Raw genomic sequence first — 22,677 nt, forward strand, 5'->3', positions numbered from 1 at the left:
CCCCCTGTGCAAGGGAACCGGACCTTCGTGCGACAGACAGGACGGCCTCAGCCCTCCGCGCCCTCCACTACAGCCGCAGCCTTCCGCGTACGTCGCCGCGGTGCCGGAGCCTCGGCCCCCGGCTCCTCGGCGGCAACCGAAGCCGCCGCCTTCCGCGTGCGACGCGGCTTCGTGGCCTGCTCCTCCGTCGGCTGCGCGGGAACCGCCCCCTCAGCCGTCGCCACGGCCTTGCGGGTCCGACGGCGGGGCGCGGGCGCCTCGGCGGCGGTGTCCGTCGCCTCGACGACGGTTTCGGCGGTCTTGCGGGTCCGGCGGCGGGGCTTGGCCGGTGCCTCTTCGGCGGTGGCCTCCTCGGCGACGGTCTCGGCGGGCGCGGCGACCTTGCGGGTCCGGCGGCGCGGCTTGGTCTCCGCCTCGGCCGGCTCGACCGCGGACGTGCCCTCCGCCGTGTCGACGGCGGCCTCGGCGGCAGGCGCCACGGCGGCCGCGGCGGTCTTGCGGGTCCGACGACGCGGGGCCGGAGCCTCGACCGCCGCCTCCTCGGCGACAGCCTCCACCACGCTTTCGGCAGCCTCCGCCACGGCCTTGCGGGTCCGGCGGCGGGGCTTGGCGGCCGGTGCCTCTTCGGCGGCGGCCTCCTCGACGACGGTCTTGGCGGGCGCGGCGACCTTGCGGGTCCGGCGACGCGGCTTGGTCTCGACCTCGGCGGCCGGCTCGACCGCGGACGTGCCCTCCGCCGTGTCCAGCGCGGCTTCCGCGGCGGGCGCGGCCTCGGCCACGGGAGCCGCGGCTGCCTCCACCGACTTACGGGTCCGGCGGCGACGCGGCTTGGGCGCCTCCTCCACCGACTCGGCCGGCGCGCCCGCGACGGTGTCGACCACGGCCTGCGCCGACTCGACCGGCGCGCTCTCGACGGTCTCGGTCACGGCCTCGGCGGCGGGGTTCGCCCCGGCACGCGTGCGGCGGCGACGGCGAGGCGTACGGGCCTCGGACGCGTCGGCGTCGGTGCCCGGTGTCTGCGTGGACTCCGACGGCTCCGTGACCGTGGCGGCCTCCGGGGACGCCCCGTCGACGGTGGCACCGCCACGCGTGCGGCGGCGACGACGCGGCGTACGCGCCGGGCGCTCCTGCTCGCGCTCGGCGGACGACGGGCCGGAGGAACGGCCACCACGACCGCGCGGGCCGCGCCCGCCCGTCTCACCGAGGTCTTCCAGTTCCTCCGCCCCGAGCCCGGCGCGGGTCCGCTCCGAGCGCGGCAGGACACCCTTGGTGCCTGCGGGGATGTTCAGTTCCTCGAAGAGGTGCGGGGAGGTGGAGTACGTCTCCGGCGGGTCGCTGAACCCGAGGTCCAGCGCCTTGTTGATGAGCTGCCAGCGCGGGATGTCGTCCCAGTCGACGAGAGTGATCGCGATGCCCTTGGCGCCCGCGCGGCCCGTACGGCCGATGCGGTGCAGGTACGTCTTCTCGTCCTCGGGGGACTGGTAGTTGATGACGTGGGTGACACCCTCGACGTCGATGCCGCGCGCGGCGACGTCGGTGCAGACGAGGACGTCCACCTTGCCGTTGCGGAAGGCGCGCAGGGCCTGCTCGCGGGCGCCCTGGCCGAGGTCGCCGTGGACCGCGCCGGACGCGAAGCCGCGCTGCTGGAGCTGATCGGCGAGGTCGGCCGCCGTCCGCTTCGTACGGCAGAAGACCATCACGAGACCGCGGCCCTCGGCCTGCAGTATGCGCGCGACCAGCTCGGGCTTGTCCATGTTGTGCGCGCGGTAGACGTGCTGCTTGGTGTTCGCGACCGTCTTGCCCGCGTCGTCCGGCGCCGTGGCGCTGATGTGCGTGGGCTGCGACATGTAGCGGCGCGCGAGGCCGATGACGGCGCCCGGCATGGTCGCCGAGAACAGCATGGTCTGGCGGCGGGCCGGAAGCATGTTGATGATCTTCTCGACGTCGGGCAGGAAGCCCAGGTCGAGCATCTCGTCGGCCTCGTCGAGGACCAGGCACTTGACGTGCTTCAGGTTCAGCTTCTTCTGGCCCGCGAGGTCGAGGAGCCGCCCGGGGGTGCCGATGACGACGTCGACGCCCTTCTTGAGGGCCTCGACCTGGGGCTCGTAGGCGCGGCCGCCGTAGATCGCGGTGACGCGCACGTTGCGCACCTTGCCCGCGGTCAGGAGGTCGTTGGTGACCTGGGTGCACAGCTCGCGCGTGGGGACGACGACGAGCGCCTGCGGCGAGTCGACGAGGTCCTCGGGCTTGGCGCGGCCGGCCTCGACGTCGGCGGGGACGACGACGCGCTCGAGGAGCGGGAGGCCGAAGCCCAGCGTCTTGCCGGTGCCGGTCTTGGCCTGGCCGATGACGTCGGTGCCGGTGAGGGCGACCGGGAGCGTCATCTCCTGGATGGGGAAGGGGTTGACGATGCCGACGGCCTCAAGGGCCTCGGCGGTCTCGGGAAAGATTCCGAGATCTCGGAAAGTCGTAGTCAGGGTGCTGCCTCTTCTGTGTACGCGGTGTGAGGCGAGCGCGGGGGTCGTGTCGGACCGTGCCGGGGGACGTCGGCCGCCTCACGGGCGGACCGTGTGGCACGGGACCACTGCCGACGCTCTAGCGCTCATACCGCTGAGGGGTTCCCTCCGGACGCCGTACGCAGAGTGCCGTACGGAAAAGGAGGGCTGTCGGGTCGGAGCCGATCGGGCCACCGACCGGGCATCCTCATGCGTGCGGCCTGTCGAGACACCGTCGAACTACGTCGCGGTACCAGCAGGCGCATTACCACCATACCCCGGAATCGCGCATATGCGATGGCCGATTTGGTCACGTAGTCGTTGTCACACTGAATGACGCACCAAATGACGGGGCCCTTCCGCCCTGCGCGAAGCGGGCTATTGTGCGCTTCATGACCACGTCTGACAAGCCTGAGAACGCCACCGGCGGCGAGTCCGCCGACGCCGCCGACACCACGGAGGTCACCGGGATCGCCGCCCAGAACTGGGAGCGGGCCTCCGCCGACCCGCAGTACCGCGCCGCGGTGGTGGATCTGCTGGGCGCGCTGGCGTACGGGGAGCTGGCGGCGTTCGAACGGCTCGCGGAGGACGCGAAGCTGGCGCCCACCCTCGTCGACAAGGCGGAGCTGGCGAAGATGGCGGCGGCCGAGTTCCACCACTTCGAGAGGCTCGCCGGACGGCTCACCGAGATCGGCGAGGAGCCGACGCGTGCCATGGAGCCGTTCGTCGACGCGCTCGACGGTTTCCACAAGCAGACCGCGCCCTCGGACTGGCTGGAGGGGCTCGTCAAGGCCTACGTCGGCGACTCGATCGCCAGCGACTTCTACCGGGAGGTCGCGGCGCACCTCGACTCGGACACACGTGGGCTGGTGCTCGCCGTGCTCGACGACACGGGGCACGCCGGGTTCGCCGTGGAGAAGGTGCGGGCCGCCATCGACGAGGACCCACGGGTGGGCGGTCGACTGGCGTTGTGGGCGCGGAGGTTGATGGGGGAGGCGCTGTCGCAGTCGCAGCGGGTGGTGGCCGACCGGGACGCCCTGTCCACGATGCTCGTGGGCGGTGTGGCCGACGGGTTCGATCTCGCCGAGGTGGGGCGGATGTTCTCGCGGATCACCGAGGCGCACACCAAGCGGATGGCCGCGCTGGGCCTGGCCGCCTGAGCGCCTAGTCGTCGTGGGGCGCGGTGTCGTCGTGCGGATGCGGGCCTCGTCGTGGCCGGTCGCGCGGTGCCCCGCGCCCCTGGGCGGGCGGCTCGGCCGCCGTCAGGGGGTCCTGCGTCGGGGAGTCTTCCGGCAGGGGGTCTTCCGTCAGGGGGTCTTCCTCACGCCGTCGCCGAGCTGCTGCGTCGAAAGCGCTCCGTCGGGCGGAGAAGCAGGGACAGGGAGGCCGCCGCGACGACCAGTGCGCCGGTGAGGACCACCAGGTAGTTGGCGGAGCCGAGTGCCGTGTGCGTGAGGAAGGCGCCGAAGAGACCGCCGGCGGTGCCGGTCGGCAGGACCAGGGCGCGGGACGGCAGACGGTGCGGCAGACGGTAGGCGGCGGCGCAGGCGAGGGCGAAGCCGAGGAGTGCGGATCCGAGTGCTTCCAAGAACATGATCGGGTTCCCTCCCGCACGGCCTGGCCTGGGCAAATCGGTCGTAGCCGGTACTACCCGCGCGGCAGGTAACGCAATCATCGTCGGTGGACGAGATGTGGGCGCTCTGTGAGGCGCGTCCCGTGGCGGCCATGAGACGCGGGCGTAGGGGGGGGGCCCGGTGGTTTCACACCACCGGGCCCCCTCCGTACGCCTCTTGTGCTCTTGACTACAGCGCGCTGAAGCCCACCTTGCGGACGGTCGGCTCGCCGATGTCGACGTAAGCGAGACGGTCGGCCGGGATCAGCACCTTGCGGCCGTGCTCGTCCGTGAGGCTCAGCAGCGCCGACTTGCCGGCCAGCGCCTCGGCAACCGCACGCTCGACCTCCTCGGCACTCTGACCGCTCTCCAGAACGATCTCGCGGGGCGCGTGCTGCACGCCGATCTTGACCTCCACGGCTATGTCCCTCCGACGGTCAGTGAAATGCGCGGGCTTCCGCGCCGTACGCAGCACACATTAGCCCGGTGAGGGGACGTACACGCTCCGCCTGAGAACGCCAGGAGCGAACAGGGGACGGGAACAAATCCCCGGACCAGGGTGCGCCGTCCGCGCCGATGGGGTCAGTGCTGGTCCGTGCCGTGCAGGGGGAAGCCCGCGATGCCGCGCCAGGCCAGCGAGGCCAGCAACTGGACCGCCTGCTCGCGCGGGACGCTGCGGTCGCTGTGCAGCCAGGACCGCGCCACCACCTGTGAGAGGCCGCCCAGTCCCGAGGCGAGGAGCATCGACTCCGCGCGGGAGAGGCCGGTGTCCTCCGCGATGACGTCGCGGATGGCCTCGGCGCACTCGTTGGTGACCTTGTCGACGCGCTCGCGCACTGCGGGTTCGTTCGTCAGGTCGGACTCGAAGACCAGCCGGAAGGCGCCGCCCTCGTCCTCGACGTACGCGAAATAGGCGTCCATCGTCGCCAGGACCCGCTGCTTGTTGTCGGTCGTCGACGCCAGCGCACCCCGTACGGCCTGGATCAGGGACTCGCAGTGCTGGTCCAGCAGCGCCAGATAGAGGTCGAGCTTGCCGGGGAAGTGCTGGTAGAGCACCGGCTTGCTGACTCCGGCGCGCTCGGCGATGTCGTCCATCGCGGCCGAGTGATAGCCCTGGGCCACGAAGACTTCCTGGGCGGCGCCCAGCAACTGGTTCCGTCGGGCTCGGCGGGGCAGGCGTGTGCCCCGCGGGCGCGCCGCCTCTGTCTGCTCGATGGCTGTCACGCCGCCTCCCAAGATCGTCCACATGCGGTGTGCGCCGCGCCGCCATCGTACTTTTCGGTAACCCGGGTGTGCGCGGTGCGAGCGCAGAATTTCACGGACCGGACAGCGGGGGAAGTGCCGCCTACCACATCAAACAGGTGCAGAGCGGGCAGGAGGAAGCCCTTTCTCGTTCACCGGTCGTCGTCCCTGGTGAGGATCGGGTTACCGATAGTCGTCCTCGTCCAGGGAGACCACGCGGGCCTGCTCCGCCAGATCGGCCTCGTTGGCCGCGTCCGGATCGATGTCGGTCAGGGGGTCGTCCCGGTGCTGGGCGACGTCCGCGTGCTGCTCGGCGGCATCGGCCTCGGGGGCTTCGACATCGTCGAACTCCACAGGGTCCTCCTCGACGAAGGTGTCGGGATCGGTCGGATCAACGGTCATCGTGGGTTCCCCTTCCTGATGCTGCCCTGGTGCCGCCGGAACGTCCCCGGCGGCGGCGGGGGCCACGTACGGGTGCCCTCTTCGCGGGCGCGGATGCGCCGCCCACGAGCCCGCCTTGCGGACGTGCTCGCGGCGTGCCCGTCAGCGCGCTCACCGGCCCGTCCGTGAGCGCGTTTCCGAGCCTAGGAGACAGGCCATCGCGGCGCTACGCGGTCGGGCCGGGGTTGCCGTTCCGGCGGTGAGTGTTCCGCGCCCGGTACCCCCGGAGAAGTGGCTGATTTGTGGGGTGGTCTGTGACGGCGAACACATGAGTCACTGCGTGATCGTCTCGTAACATTGCCCGCATGTCTTCGCCCGAGCTGCCGTCCCTGCTGACCGCCACCGCGTCGCCGAAGACGAGTGCCGTGCGCGCGGCACCCGGTGAGCGGCTGAGGTCGGTCCGGTTGCCGGGGATCACGCTGTCCGTGCGGTCGAGACCGCCGGCGCGCGAAGGCCTGCCGCCCGCCCTCTACGTACACGGACTGGGCGGCTCCTCGCAGAACTGGTCCGCGCTGATGCCGCTGCTCGACGGGCTTGTCGACAGTGAGGCGCTGGATCTACCCGGCTTCGGTGACTCACCGCCGCCGGACGACGGCGACTACTCCGTCACGGGACACGCCCGCGCGGTCATCCGCTACCTGGACTCCTCGGGGCGCGGACCCGTGCACCTCTTCGGCAACTCCCTCGGCGGCGCGATCACGACCCGCGTCGCCGCCCTGCGCCCGGACCTCGTCCGCACCCTGACCCTCGTGTCGCCCGCTCTGCCCGAGCTCCGCGTGCAGCGGACCGCCGTGCCGACCGGGATGCTCGCCCTGCCGGGCGTGTCGGCGCTGTTCACCCGCTTCACCAAGGGCTGGACCGCCGAGCAGCGCGTACGGGGAGTCATGGCGCTCTGTTACGGCGACCCGGACCGCGTCTCGGACGAGGCTTTCCGCAACGCTGTGGAGGAGATGGAGCGGCGCCTCCAACTTCCATACATGTGGGACGCGTTGACGCGTTCCGCCCGAGGGCTCGTGGACGCCTACACTTTGGGCGGACAGCACTCGCTCTGGCGCCAGGCCGAGCGGGTCCTCGCCCCGACCCTCCTCGTCTACGGCCGCCGCGACCAGCTCGTCGGCTACCGCATGGCCCAGCGCGCCGCCCGCTCCTTCCGTGGCTCCCGCCTCGTCTCCCTGCCGGACGCGGGGCACGTGGCGATGATGGAGTACCCGGAGGCGGTCGCCGCCGCGTTCCGTGAACTGCTCGCGGATTCGGGGAGAACGCGGGGCGGGGTGGATTCGATGCCGGTGGGTTCGACGCCGGTCGGTTCGGAGCCGGTGGGTTCGGAGCCGGGGCCGGTCGGTGTTTCGGGTGAGGGTGGTTCGGTGAGTGGCGATGGCTCGGTCGGCGCCGACGACGGTGACTCGGTTGCCGAAGGGCCGCCCAAGGGCTCGCCCGGCGGGCGGAGCTGAGGCGCGGCGTGGGACGGCACAGCCGCAAGGGGCGGGCGCCGAAAGGCGACAACAGCGATATAAGGACAGCAGCCGGGACAGCCACGTCCACCGGGACGGGCGACCGTGCGCCGGGGGCGCCGGGAGGGCCGGGCGCCGAGAGCGCGTCGGCGCCTGCGGCACAGACGAGAGCGCAGCCGCCGGAGTACGGCAGGACGCCGGGGCCAGGAGCCCCGGGGCGGCGGATGCCTGGGGCGGGCGGTGGTGCGTCCGGGCAGCAGGGCGCGCCGCCGTTCGGTGGTGGTGCACCCCGGCCGCAGGGGGCGCCTTTCGCTGACGGGACGCCCGCGCATGGCTTCCCGCGTCTGCCCGACGGCACCCCCGCACGTGGTGTGCCGCGATTCGCGGACGGCACCCCGGCGCACGGTTTCCCCCGCCTCCCTGACGGCACGCCCGCGCACGGGATGCCGCGTCTGCCCGACGGCACGCCGGCGCACGGTTTCCCGCGTCTTCCGGACGGCGCCCAGGCCCGCGGTTATCCGCCGGGTCGTGGTGAACACCCCGAGCAACGTGAAGCGGGAGGGGGTTGGGGCCACCTGGGTGGTCGTGGGCGTCGGCAGGATGCCGGACACGGCGTGGCGCCAGGGGCTCCCGCCGGGGCTCCGTACGGTGGGCCGGGCGAGGCGTCACCCCGTGGCGCCCCGCACGGCGTGCCTCCGGATGGCTCGGGCCGCCGTATCCCCATTCCCCGGCAGCGGCAGGAGACCATGCCCCCCGGTGGCCCACGCCAGGCCTATCTGGACGCCTTCGACGAGGTCGACGACGTCTTCGTACCCGGCCGGACACATCGTGGCGGACCGGGTGCCGACGACGGCCGGGTCGAGACGGCTCTGGCGGAGGAACCGCTGGGTGGGCGGTCGCCGCGACAGAAGCCGCACGAGCAGCCGCCGGGCGACGAGACCGAGGCCGCCGGGGCGGCGAAGGGTGGCAAGGGGCGGGCGTTCGTCGGGATCGCGGCCGCCGCTGTCACGACCGTGCTCGTGGTGGTCGTCGGCGGACAGATGGCCGTCGGGGAGGACGACACCGCCACTCGGCCGCAGGCCGCCGACGCCGGCGAGCGCGCCGTGCGTGACGCCTCGCGCAGCGACAACCGGCCCACCCCGCCCGTTTCGCCCGGTCCGAGCGTCACCCCGCTGTCGTACGACCAGAAGATGGACAAGAAGTACCCGCTCGCGGCGGACCTGGAGGGCGGTGGGAAGTTCGAGGCGGTGAGGGGCTTCGCCAAGGCGCCGGGGACAGGGCAGAAGTACCGCTACCGGGTCGATGTCGAGCAGGGGCTCGGGCTGGACGCGGAGCTGTTCGCGGACGCCGTGCAGAAGACCCTGAACGACGACCGGAGTTGGTCCCACGGCGGGGGCCGTACGTTCGAGCGGATCTCCTCGGGCACACCGGACTTCGTGATCACGCTCGCGAGTCCCGGGACCACCGCGTTCTGGTGCGACAAGTCGGGGCTCGACACCACCGTGGACAACGTCTCCTGCGACTCGGCCGCCACCGAGCGCGTGATGATCAACGCGTACCGCTGGGCCCAGGGTTCGAAGACGTACGGAGACCAGATCCACGCGTACCGGCAGATGCTGATCAATCACGAGATCGGCCACCGCCTCGGGTACAGCCACGTGACCTGCGACAAGAACGGCGAACTCGCGCCCGTCATGCAGCAGCAGAGCAAGTTCCTGACCTACCGCGGCATCACGTGCAAGGCCAATCCCTGGCCCTACCCGGGGAGTTGACGGGCGGCCCCCCGTCGGCCGACGCAACGTGATCGTGTGATCCCTTAGCGCGACAAAACGCGTCCCGCTAGTGAAAGTTACGACCGTTCACCCCTTTTGGTGGCGCGATGGACAACCGTCCGTCGCGCCACCGCCTTGTCCGCATACGTTCTTCCCGCTGCGGGCCGCCGGGCGAACGGCGGCTCCTCAAACGGGAGATCGGGGGTGCACGCGTGCGCATCGGACTGCTTACGGAGGGTGGCTATCCGTATGTGAGCGGTGACGCCAGGCTCTGGTGCGACCGACTCGTACGTGGGCTGGAGCGACACGAGTTCGACGTCTACGCGCTCAGTCGGAGCGAGCGGCAGGAGGACGAAGGCTGGATCTCGCTGCCGCCACAGGTCAACCGCGTCCGTACGGCACCACTGTGGACGGCCGAGGACGACGGGGTCGTTCATGGCCGCCAGGCGCGAAGGCGCTTCGCGGAGGCGTACGGCGAGCTGGTGGCGGCTGTCTGTTCGGGAGGAGCGGGCGGTGCCGACGCCGCTGGAGAAGTCCTCGAAGGTCCGGCCGGTGCTGAGGCGGACCGTTTCGGCAACGCGCTGTACGGGCTGGCCGAGCTGGCCCGGGACGAAGGCGGGCTGGTCGGCGCACTGCGCTCCGAGGCCGCCGTCCGCACACTGGAGCGCGCCTGTCGCGCGCCGGGCGCCCTGCGAGGGGCGCGCGAGGCCCGCGTACCGGATCTGCTGACGGTCGCCGCCCACCTCGAACGCGCTCTGCGCCCCCTCTCACTCGACTGGTACGAGGACGACGGACTCGGCTCGGTCGACCTGTGCCACGCGGCTGCGGGCGGGTCGGCCGCGCTGCCCGGACTGCTGGCCCGTCACTTCCACGGGGTGCCGCTCCTGGTCACCGAGTACGGCGTGCCGCTGCGGGCGCACTACCTCGGGACGTCGGGAGAGGCGCCGGTACGCGCGCTCCTCGCGGCCTTCCACCGACGGCTGACCGCAGAGGTGTACCGGCGGGCCGCCTGCCTCACCCCCGGGAACACCCATGCCCGGCGCTGGCAGGAGCGCTGCGGCGCCGACCGAGCCAGAATCCGAACGGTCTACCCCGGCATGGACGCCACCCGCTTCGCGGAGGTGGGCGAGTCGCCGGAGCGTGCGGATCCGCACACGCTGGTCTGGGTGGGCCGCATCGAACCCGCGAAGGACCTGATCTCGCTGCTGCACGCCTTCGCCGAGGTCCGCCGGGCGGAGCCCAGGGCGCGGCTCAGGATCGTGGGAGCGGCGGCGGGGGCCGAGGCAACCGCTTATCTGGGCCATTGCAAGGCCCTCGCCGCACAGCTCTTCCCCGACGAGGCGGCCGGCGTCCACGCGGTCGGCGACAACCCCGTCTCCTTCGAGGAGGTCGGCGACCCGGCCGTCCCCGACCTGGCCGATGCCTACGCCGCCGGTGCGGTGGTCGTGCTGTCGAGCGTCGTCGAGGGCTTCCCGATCAGTCTGGTCGAGGCGATGTTCTGCGCCCGGCCCACGGTCTCCACCGACGTGGGAGCGGTCGTGGAGGTCATCGGCGGCACCGGGCTCGTCGTCCCCCCGCGCAATCCGCGGGCGCTCGCCGAAGCGTGCGTGGCGCTCTTGCGAGAACCCGAGCGCCGTGCGCGCCTGGGCGCGGCCGCCCGCGCCCGCGCTCTCGAACTCTTCACGGTGGAGCAGAACGTCGAGGCATTTCGTGGCATCTACCTGGAGATCGTCTCCCACGCCCCGGTACGCAAGATCGTCCTCGATCACGCCGGTGAACCACTGCCCTTCGGATCCCCCGCCGAGGCCCACGTCCCCGGACGCTGGACCGAGCCGCGACCGGCGGCGAGCGGCTTCGGGGTCGCGGGGGTCGCCGGAGTCGCTGGGGTCGTGGGGGTCGCCGGAGCGGCGGGGGTGACCGGGGCCGCCGCAGACGCCGGTGCGGTGGGTTCGGGTGGAGGCGCCGTCGGGAGACCGCGCTGGGCGGTTGGCTCGCCTGTGCGGGCCACGGGGCCAGGTCGGGATACGGCGTCTGTTCGGGATGCGGTGGCTGGGCGGGACGGGGTGGCTGAACGGGACGGGGTGCCGGTCAGGGGCGCTGTTCCGGGGCAGGGCGGGGCGGCTCTGCCGGGTGGCGTGGCTGGGCTGGACGCGGCTTTGGCGGCGAATGCGACGCCGGCTGCTGGTTCTGTACCTGGGGCGGCTTCTGCGCGGGCTGCGGAGCGGCCTTCGGGTACCGCTGCCGTGGAGCCGGTGCCCGTGGGGGAGGGGGCGCTGTGAGCGAGCTGCGGTTGGACGGGCTGGACCGGTTGGACGGGCTGGACCGGTTGGACGGGTTCGATGCGAAGCTCCCGTCGGATGCCATGACGTCGGACGACGTCTCGGCCTCCCGGGACCTGGTCGCCCCGCCCGACCCTGTCCTCCGGGCGGCCGGCGACGGCCTCGGCGTACCCGAGGCCGTGCCCAGGCCTGCTCCCCGGCGCGGTGCCGTGGACCCCGTGAAGGCCCTGATGCACCGGCACCGAGAGCTCTGCGAGCGGGCGGTGGACCCCTTGGAGATCGCCGCCGGGCTGGAGGCCCACGGGGTGACCGACCGGACGGCCGCCCGCTTCCGGCACCGCGACGTGTTCTCGCTCGCCGAGGAGATGTACGCGCGCGTGTCGCGTGACGGGGAGGAATCCGCGGAGCGCCAGCCGGTGCCGTGCGCGTCCGGCCCGCGCCGGGGATGGGCCGTGTTCGCCCTGATGCCGGGCGCCCTGTGCGCGGCTGCCGTCATCGGAGTGCGGCTCACCGACGGCCAACCCCGGCTCATGGCCGCGGCCCTCGGCGCCCTCGCGGTGGCGCTGGGCCTTCGCGCGGCACTCGACCGGGGGCCGCTGCGTGCCCCGTCCGGTACGGCGGGCCGCACCCGCACCTGGACCTGCTGGCTGATCGCGTACGCCCTTCTCGGCGACGGCCTGCTCGCCGCCGGTCTCGAAGGCGGGCCCCACGGCCCCTGGCCCCTGGCCCTCGCGCCCGTGCTCGCCCTGGCGCTGTCCTGCGCTCCCGCCGTCTGGTGCGCCCACCTCCTCTCCGCACGGGCCCGCCGAAAGCTCACCGCCAGCCGGGGTCTCACGGAGTTCGCCGAGTCCATGAGGCCCCTTATCCTCGGTGTGTTCGCACTCCACCTCGGTGCCCTGACCGCCCTGCTCACGCTGTGCGGCACGATCTTGAAGGAGCCCACCGGGTACGCGGGCGCCGCGGCTCTCGGCGCCCTCCTGCTGCTCGCCCGTCTCCTCACCGCCCATGGCTTCGCCCAGGCCCCGGTCATCGCCCTCCGCGCAGCCGCCCTCGCCGAGGCGGTCGCGCTGGGCACCGTCTTCGCCGGCCGCCTGCCCGGCTGCTCCTTCCTGGCTTCCCCCGCCGAGACCGTCGTCCACGCGTGGGGGCCCGGGGCCGTTCCCGCCCTCGTGTGCGGCGCCGCCGCGCTCGCCCTGCTCGTCCACACCACCCGCACGCTGACCCGGGCCTCGGCCCATGCCCCGCCCTCCGGGGCGACCTGACCCCCTCGGGCTTCGCACGACGGATCAGACCGCCGCGCGAAGCCCGAGCCCGATCGACGCGCGGGGCTTCCGTCCCGGGCGTCCCCTCCCGCGGGGCCGACACCGCGGGGCCACCTCATCAGCCACGGCACCACCCCATAAGGAGAACGTCAGATGATCACCTCCCGAACCGGAGAGCCCGCCCCGGGAGCCGCCCGATGAGGGTCCTGCTGATCGGAGCCAACGGATATCTCGGCCGCTTCGTCGCCGAACGTCTGCTCGCCGACCCGGCCGTCCAGCTCACCGCGCTCGGTCGCGGCGACGACGCCGACGTACGGTTCGACCTCGCCACCGGCAGCCCCGGCGCGCTCACCCGCTTCCTGGACGCCGTCCACCCAGGAGTCGTCGTCAACTGCGCCGGCGCCACCCGGGGCGGTGCCCGCGAACTCACCCGGCACAACACCGTCGCCGTCGCCACCGTCTGCGAGGCCCTGCGCCGCAGCGGCTGCGGGGCGCGCCTGGTGCAGCTCGGCTGCGGCGCGGAGTACGGGCCGAGCCAGCCCGGTTCCTCCACCGCCGAGGACGCCGTGCCCCGCCCCGGCGGTCCGTACGGGGTGAGCAAGCTCGCCGCCACCGAACTCGTCCTCGGCTCCGGTCTGGACGCCGTGGTCCTGCGCGTCTTTTCGCCCGCCGGGCCCGGCACACCCGCCGGCTCCCCGCTCGGCCGCCTCGCCGAAGCCATGCGCCGCGCCATGCAGTCGGGCGACGGCGAACTCAAACTCGGCGGCCTCGGCGTCCAGCGCGACTTCGTCGACGTCCGCGATGTCGCCCGCGCCGTCCACGCCGCCTCGCTCTCCGCGGCCCAAGGCGTGATCAACATCGGCTCCGGTCGCGCCGTACGCCTCCGAGACGCCGCGGCCGTACTCGCCCGCGTCGCCGGTTACGGCGGCGCCCTCCACGAACTGGACTCCCCGCCCAACCCCCTCAGGTCGACCATCGGCCACCCCCGTCCCGACCCCGATCACGCCGCCCCCGTCTCCTACCCCTACCCGGACGGCTGCGGCAGCTGGCAGCAGGCCGATGTGCGCACCGCGCGCGACCGGCTCGGCTGGCGGCCCCGCATCAACCTGGAGGAGTCCCTGGCCGACATCTGGATGGAGGCGGCATGCCGTATCTGACCACCGCCCCGTCCGGCATCGCCCGCACCGGCTTAAGCCTCGGCATCGGGGTCCCCGGCTATGCCCACCCCCTTGTCGCTCCACTGGAATGGGGCGAACTCACCCGCCCCGGCACCCCTCTGCACTGGGCCGCCCTCGACGTCTCCGACGGCCCCGGCATCCGCCCCGACCGGCACTGCCTGGAGGCCGCCGGACGGTTGCGGAACGCGGGCGTCCAGGTTCTCGGCCGTCTGGACATGACCTACGGGGCGCGCGCCTTCGCCGAGCTCGTTGCCGACGCCCGCCGCTATCTCGACTGGTACCTGGTCGACGGCTTCCTCCTGGACCGCTGCCCCACCGAGTGCGGCGCCCTCGCCGAGACCGGCCGCACGGTCACCACCCTCCGTGCCCTCCTCGGCGGCGGCCACATCGTCCTCGGCCACGGCAGCCACCCGCACCCCGGATATGTCGAGACCGCCGACCAGCTGGTGACCTTCTCCGGCTCCTGGAGCGACTACCGGTGGTCTCAGGTGGCCGAATGGACCGCCGACCATCCACCCGAGCGCTTCTGCCACTTCGTCCACGGGGTCCCGCGCGGCCACCTCGACGAGGCGCTGCGCATCGCCCGCTGGCAGGGCGCTGCCACGATCTACTTCACCGACCGCACGGATCGAGAGGGCAGGCTCGACCCGTGGGAGTCGATGCCCGGTTACTGGGACGAAATCGTCTCGCTGGTTGGAACGGGTGTCTCGGAATGAAAAAGGGCGTGGCAGTGTTACGGGGAGAACAACTGTAGTGATTGACCGACCAACGGAGTCCCCGTGTCGCTGCCACCCCTGGTCGAGCCCGCTTCCGAGCTCACCGTAGACGAGGTCCGCAGGTACTCCCGCCACCTGATCATCCCCGACGTCGGGATGGACGGGCAGAAGCGGCTGAAGAACGCAAAGGTGCTCTGTGTGGGCGCCGGCGGCCTGGGCTCGCCGGCGCTGATGTACCTGGCCGCGGCGGGCGTCGGGACGCTCGGCATCGTGGAGTTCGACGAGGTCGACGAGTCGAACCTGCAGCGCCAGATCATCCACAGCCAGGCCGACATCGGCCGCTCCAAGGCCGAGTCCGCGCGCGACTCCGTCCTCGGCATCAACCCGTACGTGAACGTGATCCTCCACGAAGAGCGGCTCGAGGCCGAGAACGTGATGGACATCTTCAGCCAGTACGACCTGATCGTCGACGGCACGGACAACTTCGCGACGCGCTACCTGGTCAACGACGCGGCCGTGCTGCTGAACAAGCCGTACGTCTGGGGTTCGATCTACCGCTTCGACGGCCAGGCCTCCGTCTTCTGGTCCGAGCACGGTCCCTGCTACCGCTGCCTCTACCCGGAGCCCCCGCCGCCGGGCATGGTCCCCTCCTGCGCCGAGGGCGGCGTCCTCGGTGTGCTGTGCGCCTCCATCGGCTCCATCCAGGTCACCGAGGCCATCAAGGTCCTCACCGGCACGGGCGAGCCGCTGGTCGGCCGTCTGATGATCTACGATGCCCTGGAGATGCAGTACCGCCAGGTCAAGGTCCGCAAGGATCCCAACTGCGCCGTCTGCGGTGAGAACCCCACCGTCACCGAGCTCATCGACTACGAGGCCTTCTGCGGCGTCGTCTCCGAGGAGGCCCAGGAGGCGGCCGCGGGTTCGACGATCACTCCCAAGCAGCTCAAGGAGTGGATCGACGACGGCGAGAACATCGAGATCATCGACGTCCGCGAGGTCAACGAGTACGAGATCGTCTCCATCCCGGGCGCCAAGCTGATCCCGAAGAACGAGTTCCTCATGGGCACGGCCCTGGAGGCACTCCCGCAGGACAAGAAGATCGTCCTGCACTGCAAGACGGGTGTCCGCAGTGCGGAAGTCCTCGCGGTCCTGAAGTCGGCCGGGTTCGCCGACGCGGTCCACGTCGGCGGTGGCGTGATCGGCTGGGTCAACCAGATCGAGCCCAGCAAGCCGGTCTACTAGCCGCACAGGCCGGCTCACGGCACGAACGCCTTCCGGGGAGGGGCTCGGCACCACGGGTGCCGGGCCCCTCTCCGCTGCCCACCGGACAGGCGCGAGCCGGTTGCCGCTCCGGTCTACGTGCAGACCTTGCCGTCCTTGGGCACCGTCCCGTCCAACAGGTACGCGTTCACCGTCGAGTCGACACAGCTGCTGCCGCTGCCGTACGCGCCATGGCCCTCGCCCTTCCACGTGAGCATCACACCGACGCCCTCGCCGAGCTCCTCGGCCATCTTCCGCGCGCCCTCGTAGGGCGTCGCCGGATCCCCGGTGTTGCCCACCACGAGGACGGGCTCCGCTCCAGGGGCGCTCACCTCGGGTGAGTCCGTGAGACCGGGCACCGGCCAGTCGTGGCACCAGCCCGCCGTGTCCCAGCCCAGGAACTCGCCGAAGACGGGCGAGATCTCCCGGAACTCGGGAAGCAGCTTCTTCGTCTCCGCCGGAGTCGGCCGCTGCTTCTGGTCCAAGCACGATATGACCCGTTGCGAGTGGGTCGTCGTGCCGTAGCGGCCCGACGGGTCACGCTCGTTGTACCCGTCGGCCAGCGCGAGCAGTTCCGTGCCGTCGCCGTCCTCGGCCGCGTCGAGCGCGCTGGTCAATGTGGGCCAGCTCTGCTCGCTGTAGAGCGGCAGCACGATCCCTGTGGTCGCCAGACTCTGGGTGAGCTCGCGGCCGGACGTCGTCGCCAGCGGCTCGGCGTCGATGCGCTCCAGCAGCTTCTCGATCTTCCGGGTGCCCTCCTCGGGGTCCTGGCCCGTGGACTGCAGATAGTTGTCGAGGGCGCGTTGGAAGCCCAGGGCCTGGTTCTTCGCGTGGCCGACCGTGTCGGCGGTCGGGTCGACCACGGCGTCCAGGACCAGGCGTCCCACGTTCTCGGGAAACAGATGGGCGTAGACGCCACCCAGTTCGGTGCCGTAGGAGATGCCGAAGTAGTGCATCTTCTCGTCGCCGAGCACCTGGCGCATGAGGTCCATGTCGCGGGCGGTCTCGGTGGTCGAAACGTGCGACAGCAGCCTGCCCGCGGCCTTCTCGCAGCCCGCGCCGAAGTCGGCCGCGTCGTTGAAGAAGGCCGTCTCCTCGGCCGTGTCGTCCGGTGTGGCGTCCACCGACTCGCCCGCCTGGATCTCCTTGTCGCTGCGGCAGCGCACCCCCTCGCTCAGGGCCACCCCGCGCGGGTCCCAGCTCACCAGGTCGTACCGCTTGTGCAGTTCGCTCGTCAGGCCCGCGTACGACGGCAGCATGGAGACACCGGAGCCGCCCGGTCCGCCGAAGTTGAACAGGAGGGAGCCGACACGTTCGTCGGCGTCGCCCGTCGCTCTGCTGCGGATCAGTGCGAGCCCGATCGTCGCGCCGTCCGGTTCGGCGTAGTCCAGCGGCACCTTCAACGTCGCGCACTGCCAGTCGTCGCCCGGCGACGGACCCTCCGACGTCGCCTTGCAGCGCCCCCAGTCGAGTTCCTGGGACGCGGCCGAGGGCGTCGGCGCGGACGCGGAGGCCTTGCCGTCGTCCTTCTCGTCGTCGGCTCCGTCGTCCGTGCCGCCGCTGCAGCCGGCGATCAGCAGCACGGCAGCGACCAGAGCCGCCCCCCGTGGAAAACGCGCCATGAACACTTCCCCCCTCTCGAGATACAGTCCGTCGGTTGTCCCGAATGACGGTCATGCCATGGTATGCGGGCTGCGGAGAATACCGAGATTGCCTGTGGATAACGTTCTTACCTGCGGGTTCACGAGCAGACGGTGTCGGCTTTCGGTACCTTCCCCGTCAGCAGGTAACCGTCCACGGCCGCCCGGACGCACGCGTCGCCGCTGCGGTACGCGCCATGGCCCTGCCCTTCGTACGTCAGCCCCACTCCGACCCCCGGCCCGAGCGCCTCGACCATCCTTCGCGCTCCCTCGTACGGCGTGGCCGGGTCGCCCGTGTTGCCGATCACGAGGATCGGCGCCGAGCCCGGGGCCCGCACATCGGGATGGTCGGCCGCGCCGGCGACCGCCCAGTCGGTGCAGCTGAGCATGGCCCAGGCGAGCCACTCACCGAAGACGGGCGAGGCCGCCCGGAACTCGGCCAGCCTCTCCTCCACGTCCTCGGTGGTGTAGCGCGGCTTGTCGTCCGCGCAGTTGATGGAGACGTTCGCCGCGGAGATATTGCTGTACTCGCCGTTCTCGCTGCGCCCGTTCAACGAGTCGGACAACAGCATCAGCACCTGGCCGTCCCCGTCGTACGCCTGGTCCAGGCCCTCCGTCAGGTACTGCCAGAGATCCTGGGAGTACAGGGCCTGGGCGATACCGTTCCTCGCCTCGGATTCGGTCAGGTCGCGGGGGAAGACCCCGGTGATCGGCTTTCTGTCGAGGTCTTCGAGCAGCTTGACGATTCGGTCCTCGACGTCCTGCTCGGTGTCGCCCACGGGGCACTCCGCCACCTGGGAGACGCAGTCCCGGGCGTAGTTGTCTAGCGCCCGCTGGAAGCCCTTGGCCTGGGCGAGCGAGCCCTGCTCCGAGGTCTGGGTCGGGTCGACGACCGCGTCGAACACGGCCCGCCCGACGTTCTCGGGGAAGAGATGGGCGTAGACGCCGCCGAGTTCGGTGCCGTACGAGAAGCCGAAGTAATGGAGTTCGTCGTCGCCGAGAACGCGGCGCATGAGGTCCATGTCGCGGGCGGCGTCCGTGGTGGGGACGTGCGGGAGGGTCTTGCCGGAGTTGTCCTCGCAGGCGGAGTTGAACGTCCTCGTGTTGTCGAGGAACTCCGTCCGCTCGGAGGCGTCGTCCGGTGTCATGTCCTGCTGGAAGTACTCGTCGAGTGCCTCGTCGTCCTCGCACTCAATGCCGGCGCTGCGCCCGACGCCACGCGGGTCGAAGCTCACCAGGTCGTAGCGGGTGCGCAGTTTGGCGTAGTCCTCACCGAACGACGGAAGCGTCTTGACGCCCGAGAGGCCGGGGCCGCCGAAGTTGAAGACGAGCGAGCCGATCCGCTCACTCTCGGGGCCACTGGACCGGGCCCGGATCAGTGCGATGCCGATGGTGTCGCCGTCCGTCTCGTCCCAGTCGAGAGGTGCCTTCATGGTGGCGCACTGCCAGACGTCACCGTCCGGCAGCGGTGAGGGTGCGGTGCCGCCCCCCTGGGACTCGGACGGTGCCTCGCAGGTCTTCCAGCTCAGCTTCTGCGTCGCCAGGTCCCCCTCGTCCCCCTGGGCGTCGTCGCCGCAGCCCACGGCCGTCAGGGACAGCAGGGCGGCGATGGCGGTCACGGCGACGGCACGCGGTCGGGCACAGTGGGGCATGCCCCCCATCCTGGAATCGTCGAGGGCGATGCGCTCGGCGCGCGGGCCGTGCGAGTGAGCCCCGGGCGTGGCCACGCGCGCGTGGACCGTGTGAGTCGTCGAGAGGGACCTCACGCGCGCGTGAGCTCTACAGCGCGCCCTTGCGCGACAGTTGGTTGAAGGCCAGCCATCCCGGGAGTACGGGCAGCCACAGGGTCAGCAGACGGAACAGCAGCACGGCGGGCGCGGCGACCTCCTTGGGGAGCCCGACGGCGATCAGACCGACGGTGAGGGTGGCCTCGACGGCACCCACACCGCCCGGGGTCGGGGCCGCGGAACCGAGCGCGTTGCCCGCGAGGAAGACGACCGCGACGCTGGCGATGCTGATCGACACGTCCTCATTGCCGAACGCGCGGATGGAGGCGTCCAGACACAACACGAAGCAACCCGTGAGGAGCAGCATGCCGCCGATGCCGGTGATCAGCTTCTGCGGCCGCTGCAGCACGTCGAGCATGCGAGGCACGACACCGGCGAAGAGCGACCGCACGCGCGTGACGACGAACTTGCGCAGGAACGGGATCGACGTCACCACCAGCACGAGCACCGCGACCGTCAACAAGCCCGCGATGACGGTGCGGGACGGCGACAAGGACGGCGTCTTCTCGGTACCGGTCAGATAGCCGAAGGCCAAGAGCATCAGGATGTGGCAACCGAGCCCGAAGAGCTGCGATGCGCCGACACTCGCCACCGCGAGCCCCGGCCGCACTCCCGCACGCTGCAGGAAGCGTGTGTTGAGTGCCACACCGCCCACGGCGGCCGGCGCCACGATCTTCACGAACGATCCGGCGACCTGCGCCCCGATCGTCCGCAGGAACGGCACCCGCTCCGGCACGAAGCCCAGCAGGCTCATGGCCGCCGCGACGTAGCTCAGCGCGGAGAAGAACACCGCCGCGGCGACCCAGCCCCACTCGGCGTTCTCGATGAGCGGCCCGAACTCGATGTGGGTGAGCTGGGTCAGCAGGAAATACGCGCCGATCGCACCGGCGATGAGACTGATCAGCGTGCGCGGCTTGACCCGTTCCAGCCGGGCCGGTTCGACCGGTGCCTGGGGCCTGATCAGCAACACCTGATGGCGGATCTGGGTGAGCAGGTCCTCCTCGCGGGCCTCCTCGAGGGCCTCGTCGATCGCCCGCTTCTCGGCCCGCTGCTCGGCCCGCACGGCCTTCTTGTCGGCCTTGCTCGGCTCGGCGGCCCTGCTGTGCTCCTCCGCACGGGCCTGCTTGGCCAGGTGGGACGCCTCCAGGACCGCCTCGCGCTCGCGTTCGGCGCGCTCCCGGGCGAGTCGGCGCAGCGTCGCGCGTGTGGAGCGGGACAGGGCGATCGGCTGGAGCATCGGCAGACAGTCGGCCACTGCGTCGGGGCCGAGCACGGCGACCGCCGAGGCCACCGCGCGTTCCGCGCCCACGCGCAGACCGAGGGTCGTCAGCAACTGGGAGACGTCCATGCGCAGCACCAGATCGCCCGCCGCGATCTCGCCGACACGGAGATCGGTGAGAATCACCGTGCCGGAACGATCCACCAGAATGGCGTCACCCACGAGCCTGCGGTGCGCGATGCGCCGCGACTGCAGTGCTTTCACCTGGTGCCAGGTGTCCGACATCAGCTCGTCGGTGACCTCGTCGTCCGCCAGGGAGTCCAGGGTGCGGCCGCCGGTGTGCTCGTAGACGAGCATCACGGCGTCCGGTCCGAGCTCGGACGTGGCGATCAGCTTCGGCGCGTTGGCACCGGCCGCGATGGCCGCGTATGCCAGGAGGGCCTCCTGCTCCAGCGCCTGGCGCAACGACTGGAGGCTGCGGCGCGTGGTGATGCCGCGCAGTGTCAGACGCCGCCAGACGCGGTAGAAGAAGCCCTGAGCCTGCTGCTCCCGGTCCACGACGGTGACGTCCAGCGGTGGGCCGTCCTCCAGCGTCACGAAGTACCGGCGCCCCCGGTCCCCACCCTCCGCCGTCTCCGGGATCTCCTCACGGGCGGCGCTCACCGGTTTGAAGCCGACCCGCCTGAGGCCGGCCATCAGAGTCCGGCCGGTCGGGCGGACGTTCGGGGAGCCGACCGCGTACAGCGTTCCGTAGGCGACGGTCCAGCCGATCAGCACCGTCAGGATGATCGAGAACGGTGTCGTGTAGCCCGTGACCAGCATCGAGAAGGCGTCCAACAGCAGCACGATCCACAGCACGGCCCGCCAGCGGGGTCTGCGTGACATGCCGACGGCGGTCATGTACGCGATGACCGGCGCGAGGTAGCCGTGTACCGGGTCCGTGAGGGCGTGGATGTCGCCGGGGGAGGGCTGGGTGAGCGCCTCCTGGATCGAGTCCGGGGCCGCCCTGGCGACCCACAGGTCGGTGGCCAGCGTCACACCGTGCGCCAGGACAGCCGCGAGCACACCGTCGGCGATGCGCAGACCGTCCCGCTTGATCAGCCGTTCGATCGCGAAGGCGACCGGTACGAGCAGGATCGCGATGCTCGATCCCAGGCCGGCGAGCTTGATCAGAAGATCGGGTGCCTGCCCCGTGCCCTTGTTGATGTCCTGCTCGAGCCCGGAGGTGGTGCCGTGGGCGAACGCGGCGATCGCCAGCAGGACGATGATCCCGAGGATGCCGACCGACAGCCGCATGAGGTCCGAAGGACGGTGCACGCGCGCGGGGAGCAGTGGTTCGTCGCCCTCGACCTCGTCGGCGTGCGTCTCCTCGAGGTCCTCCTCGTCCTGCTCGTTCTGCTGCTTCTCGTCCTCGTGCGCCGTGGGGGAGTCTTCTTCGGTGGAGGGAGGGGTGGTGCCGGAGGCCTTCCTCGAGACGCTGTCGCTGCCCACGTCGCCCCCCTCGGAGGCGTCCGGGCGCGACGAGGCGTCAGAGGTGCCCGCCGCGTCATCCGGGTGCACGCTCTGCTGCTTCATCGTCTCTTCTTGGTCTCTTATCACCAGTCACCGCCCGCACGATGGTGGCATGCCGGGTGGGCACACAGGGGCATCAGGGTGCAATGCGGGGGCGCACAGTCTGCCCGAAGACCGCCCCCGGGGCGAGGGACGCACGCGTCGGCCACCACGTCCCATTGTCGGTGGGGTGGGGCAGGATGGGGCGGATGAGCGAGGAGAGCCTTCCGGCGGACGCCCTGCCGGAGTACGCGGAGCGGGTCCTCGAGGTCGCCGACCTGATCCCGCCGGGGCGGGTCATGACATACGGGGACGTCGCCGAATGGCTGGGGGAGGGCGGTCCGCGGCAGGTGGGCCGCGTCATGGCCCTCTACGGGGGCGCGGCCGCGTGGTGGCGGGTCGTCCGTGCCGACGGCGTCCTGCTGCCCGGCCACGAACTGAGAGCCCTGGACCACTACCGTGCGGAGGCGACTCCCCTGCGCGAAGCGGGCCGCGCCACCGAGGGCCATGTGCCGCGCGTCGACATGAGGCGGGCGCGCTGGGACGGCGGTGGAGGCGCGGAGGGTCACACCTGACAGCTTCCGGCATCCGAGGGACCTCGGTGCGACCTCTGGTCCGTACGGGGGACGCGGGGCACGTCGGTGCCATGCCGTACGTTCGTGGGGCGAGGGACGCACGTGTCGCGCGAGTCGGGGGGCAATAAGGGGAAGCCATGCTTCCGCACCACCCGTCGGCGTAGCGTCGGCTGCGCGTGTCCCCCTCACCCCGCGAC

General features: G+C 71.6%; 17 protein-coding genes. 9 read left to right on the forward strand and 8 right to left on the reverse strand.

Annotated features, from left to right (window positions below; translation table 11 throughout):
• Positions 1 to 47: 47 nt before the first annotated feature.
• Positions 48 to 2,384 carry a DEAD/DEAH box helicase gene (locus RM704_RS03450; protein ID WP_033525497.1) on the reverse strand — a complete coding sequence of 779 codons (2,337 nt, stop codon included), beginning with the start codon at positions 2,382 to 2,384 and terminating at the stop codon, positions 48 to 50.
• Positions 2,385 to 2,878: 494 nt separating this feature from the next.
• Between RM704_RS03450 and RM704_RS03455 the strand changes: the two genes are divergently transcribed.
• On the forward strand, positions 2,879 to 3,655 hold the full coding sequence (locus RM704_RS03455; RefSeq protein ID WP_033525496.1) for a ferritin-like fold-containing protein: 777 nt from the start codon (positions 2,879 to 2,881) through the stop codon (positions 3,653 to 3,655).
• Positions 3,656 to 3,816: 161 nt separating this feature from the next.
• Here the strand turns inward: RM704_RS03455 and RM704_RS03460 are convergent, their stop codons facing one another.
• The 4 genes from RM704_RS03460 to RM704_RS03475 form a co-directional block, all read right to left on the reverse strand.
• Positions 3,817 to 4,089: a hypothetical protein gene (locus RM704_RS03460; protein ID WP_033525495.1), complete on the reverse strand. Its 273-nt coding sequence runs from the start codon at positions 4,087 to 4,089 to the stop codon at positions 3,817 to 3,819.
• 208 nt (positions 4,090 to 4,297) lie between these two features.
• Positions 4,298 to 4,525, reverse strand: a complete 228-nt coding sequence (locus RM704_RS03465) for a DUF3107 domain-containing protein (RefSeq protein ID WP_009293559.1) — start codon at positions 4,523 to 4,525, stop codon at positions 4,298 to 4,300.
• 164 nt (positions 4,526 to 4,689) lie between these two features.
• Entirely contained in the window at positions 4,690 to 5,331 is a 642-nt protein-coding gene (locus RM704_RS03470) for a TetR/AcrR family transcriptional regulator (RefSeq protein WP_033525564.1), read from the reverse strand.
• A 201-nt stretch (positions 5,332 to 5,532) separates the two neighbouring features.
• On the reverse strand, positions 5,533 to 5,751 hold the full coding sequence (locus tag RM704_RS03475; RefSeq protein ID WP_033525494.1) for an Rv3202a family protein: 219 nt from the start codon (positions 5,749 to 5,751) through the stop codon (positions 5,533 to 5,535).
• Positions 5,752 to 6,095: 344 nt separating this feature from the next.
• On the opposite strand from RM704_RS03475, the gene RM704_RS03480 reads away from it, so the two are divergent.
• From RM704_RS03480 to moeZ, 7 genes are all read left to right on the forward strand, one after another.
• Complete coding sequence (locus RM704_RS03480; protein WP_033525493.1) at positions 6,096 to 7,241, forward strand: alpha/beta fold hydrolase; 1,146 nt, start codon at positions 6,096 to 6,098, stop codon at positions 7,239 to 7,241.
• Between the two features lie 8 nt (positions 7,242 to 7,249).
• A complete protein-coding gene (locus tag RM704_RS03485; protein ID WP_192829577.1) occupies positions 7,250 to 9,013 on the forward strand; it encodes a DUF3152 domain-containing protein in 1,764 nt (587 codons plus the stop codon).
• A gap of 212 nt (positions 9,014 to 9,225) precedes the next feature.
• Complete coding sequence (locus RM704_RS03490) at positions 9,226 to 11,292, forward strand: DUF3492 domain-containing protein (protein WP_033525491.1); 2,067 nt, start codon at positions 9,226 to 9,228, stop codon at positions 11,290 to 11,292.
• Between the two features lie 83 nt (positions 11,293 to 11,375).
• The gene (locus tag RM704_RS03495) at positions 11,376 to 12,554 is read left to right on the forward strand and encodes a hypothetical protein (RefSeq protein WP_438828886.1); all 1,179 of its coding nucleotides are present in this window, start codon (positions 11,376 to 11,378) and stop codon (positions 12,552 to 12,554) included.
• Positions 12,555 to 12,751: 197 nt separating this feature from the next.
• Complete coding sequence (locus tag RM704_RS03500; RefSeq protein WP_033525490.1) at positions 12,752 to 13,711, forward strand: NAD-dependent epimerase/dehydratase family protein; 960 nt, start codon at positions 12,752 to 12,754, stop codon at positions 13,709 to 13,711.
• Positions 13,699 to 14,448, forward strand: coding sequence for a spherulation-specific family 4 protein (locus RM704_RS03505; protein ID WP_033525489.1), 750 nt, complete (start codon positions 13,699 to 13,701; stop codon positions 14,446 to 14,448). The genes RM704_RS03500 and RM704_RS03505 overlap by 13 nt, the downstream gene beginning before the upstream one ends.
• 63 nt (positions 14,449 to 14,511) lie before the next feature.
• Positions 14,512 to 15,690 carry an adenylyltransferase/sulfurtransferase MoeZ gene (moeZ, locus tag RM704_RS03510; RefSeq protein ID WP_033525488.1) on the forward strand — a complete coding sequence of 393 codons (1,179 nt, stop codon included), beginning with the start codon at positions 14,512 to 14,514 and terminating at the stop codon, positions 15,688 to 15,690.
• Positions 15,691 to 15,803: 113 nt separating this feature from the next.
• On the opposite strand, the gene RM704_RS03515 is transcribed toward moeZ, so the two are convergent.
• The 3 genes from RM704_RS03515 to RM704_RS03525 form a co-directional block, all read right to left on the reverse strand.
• Positions 15,804 to 17,330 carry an alpha/beta hydrolase gene (locus RM704_RS03515; RefSeq protein ID WP_033525487.1) on the reverse strand — a complete coding sequence of 509 codons (1,527 nt, stop codon included), beginning with the start codon at positions 17,328 to 17,330 and terminating at the stop codon, positions 15,804 to 15,806.
• 119 nt (positions 17,331 to 17,449) lie between these two features.
• Positions 17,450 to 19,000 carry an alpha/beta hydrolase gene (locus tag RM704_RS03520; RefSeq protein WP_033525486.1) on the reverse strand — a complete coding sequence of 517 codons (1,551 nt, stop codon included), beginning with the start codon at positions 18,998 to 19,000 and terminating at the stop codon, positions 17,450 to 17,452.
• A 127-nt stretch (positions 19,001 to 19,127) separates the two neighbouring features.
• On the reverse strand, positions 19,128 to 21,929 hold the full coding sequence (locus RM704_RS03525; RefSeq protein ID WP_033525485.1) for a lysylphosphatidylglycerol synthase transmembrane domain-containing protein: 2,802 nt from the start codon (positions 21,927 to 21,929) through the stop codon (positions 19,128 to 19,130).
• Positions 21,930 to 22,114: 185 nt separating this feature from the next.
• Here RM704_RS03525 and RM704_RS03530 point away from each other — a divergent pair, with 185 nt between their 5' ends.
• Positions 22,115 to 22,480: an MGMT family protein gene (locus RM704_RS03530; RefSeq protein ID WP_033525484.1), complete on the forward strand. Its 366-nt coding sequence runs from the start codon at positions 22,115 to 22,117 to the stop codon at positions 22,478 to 22,480.
• Positions 22,481 to 22,677 lie beyond the last annotated feature (197 nt).

Origin of the sequence: Streptomyces gottesmaniae (assembly GCF_031845845.1) — a bacterium.
GTDB lineage: Bacteria > Actinomycetota > Actinomycetes > Streptomycetales > Streptomycetaceae > Streptomyces > Streptomyces akebiae.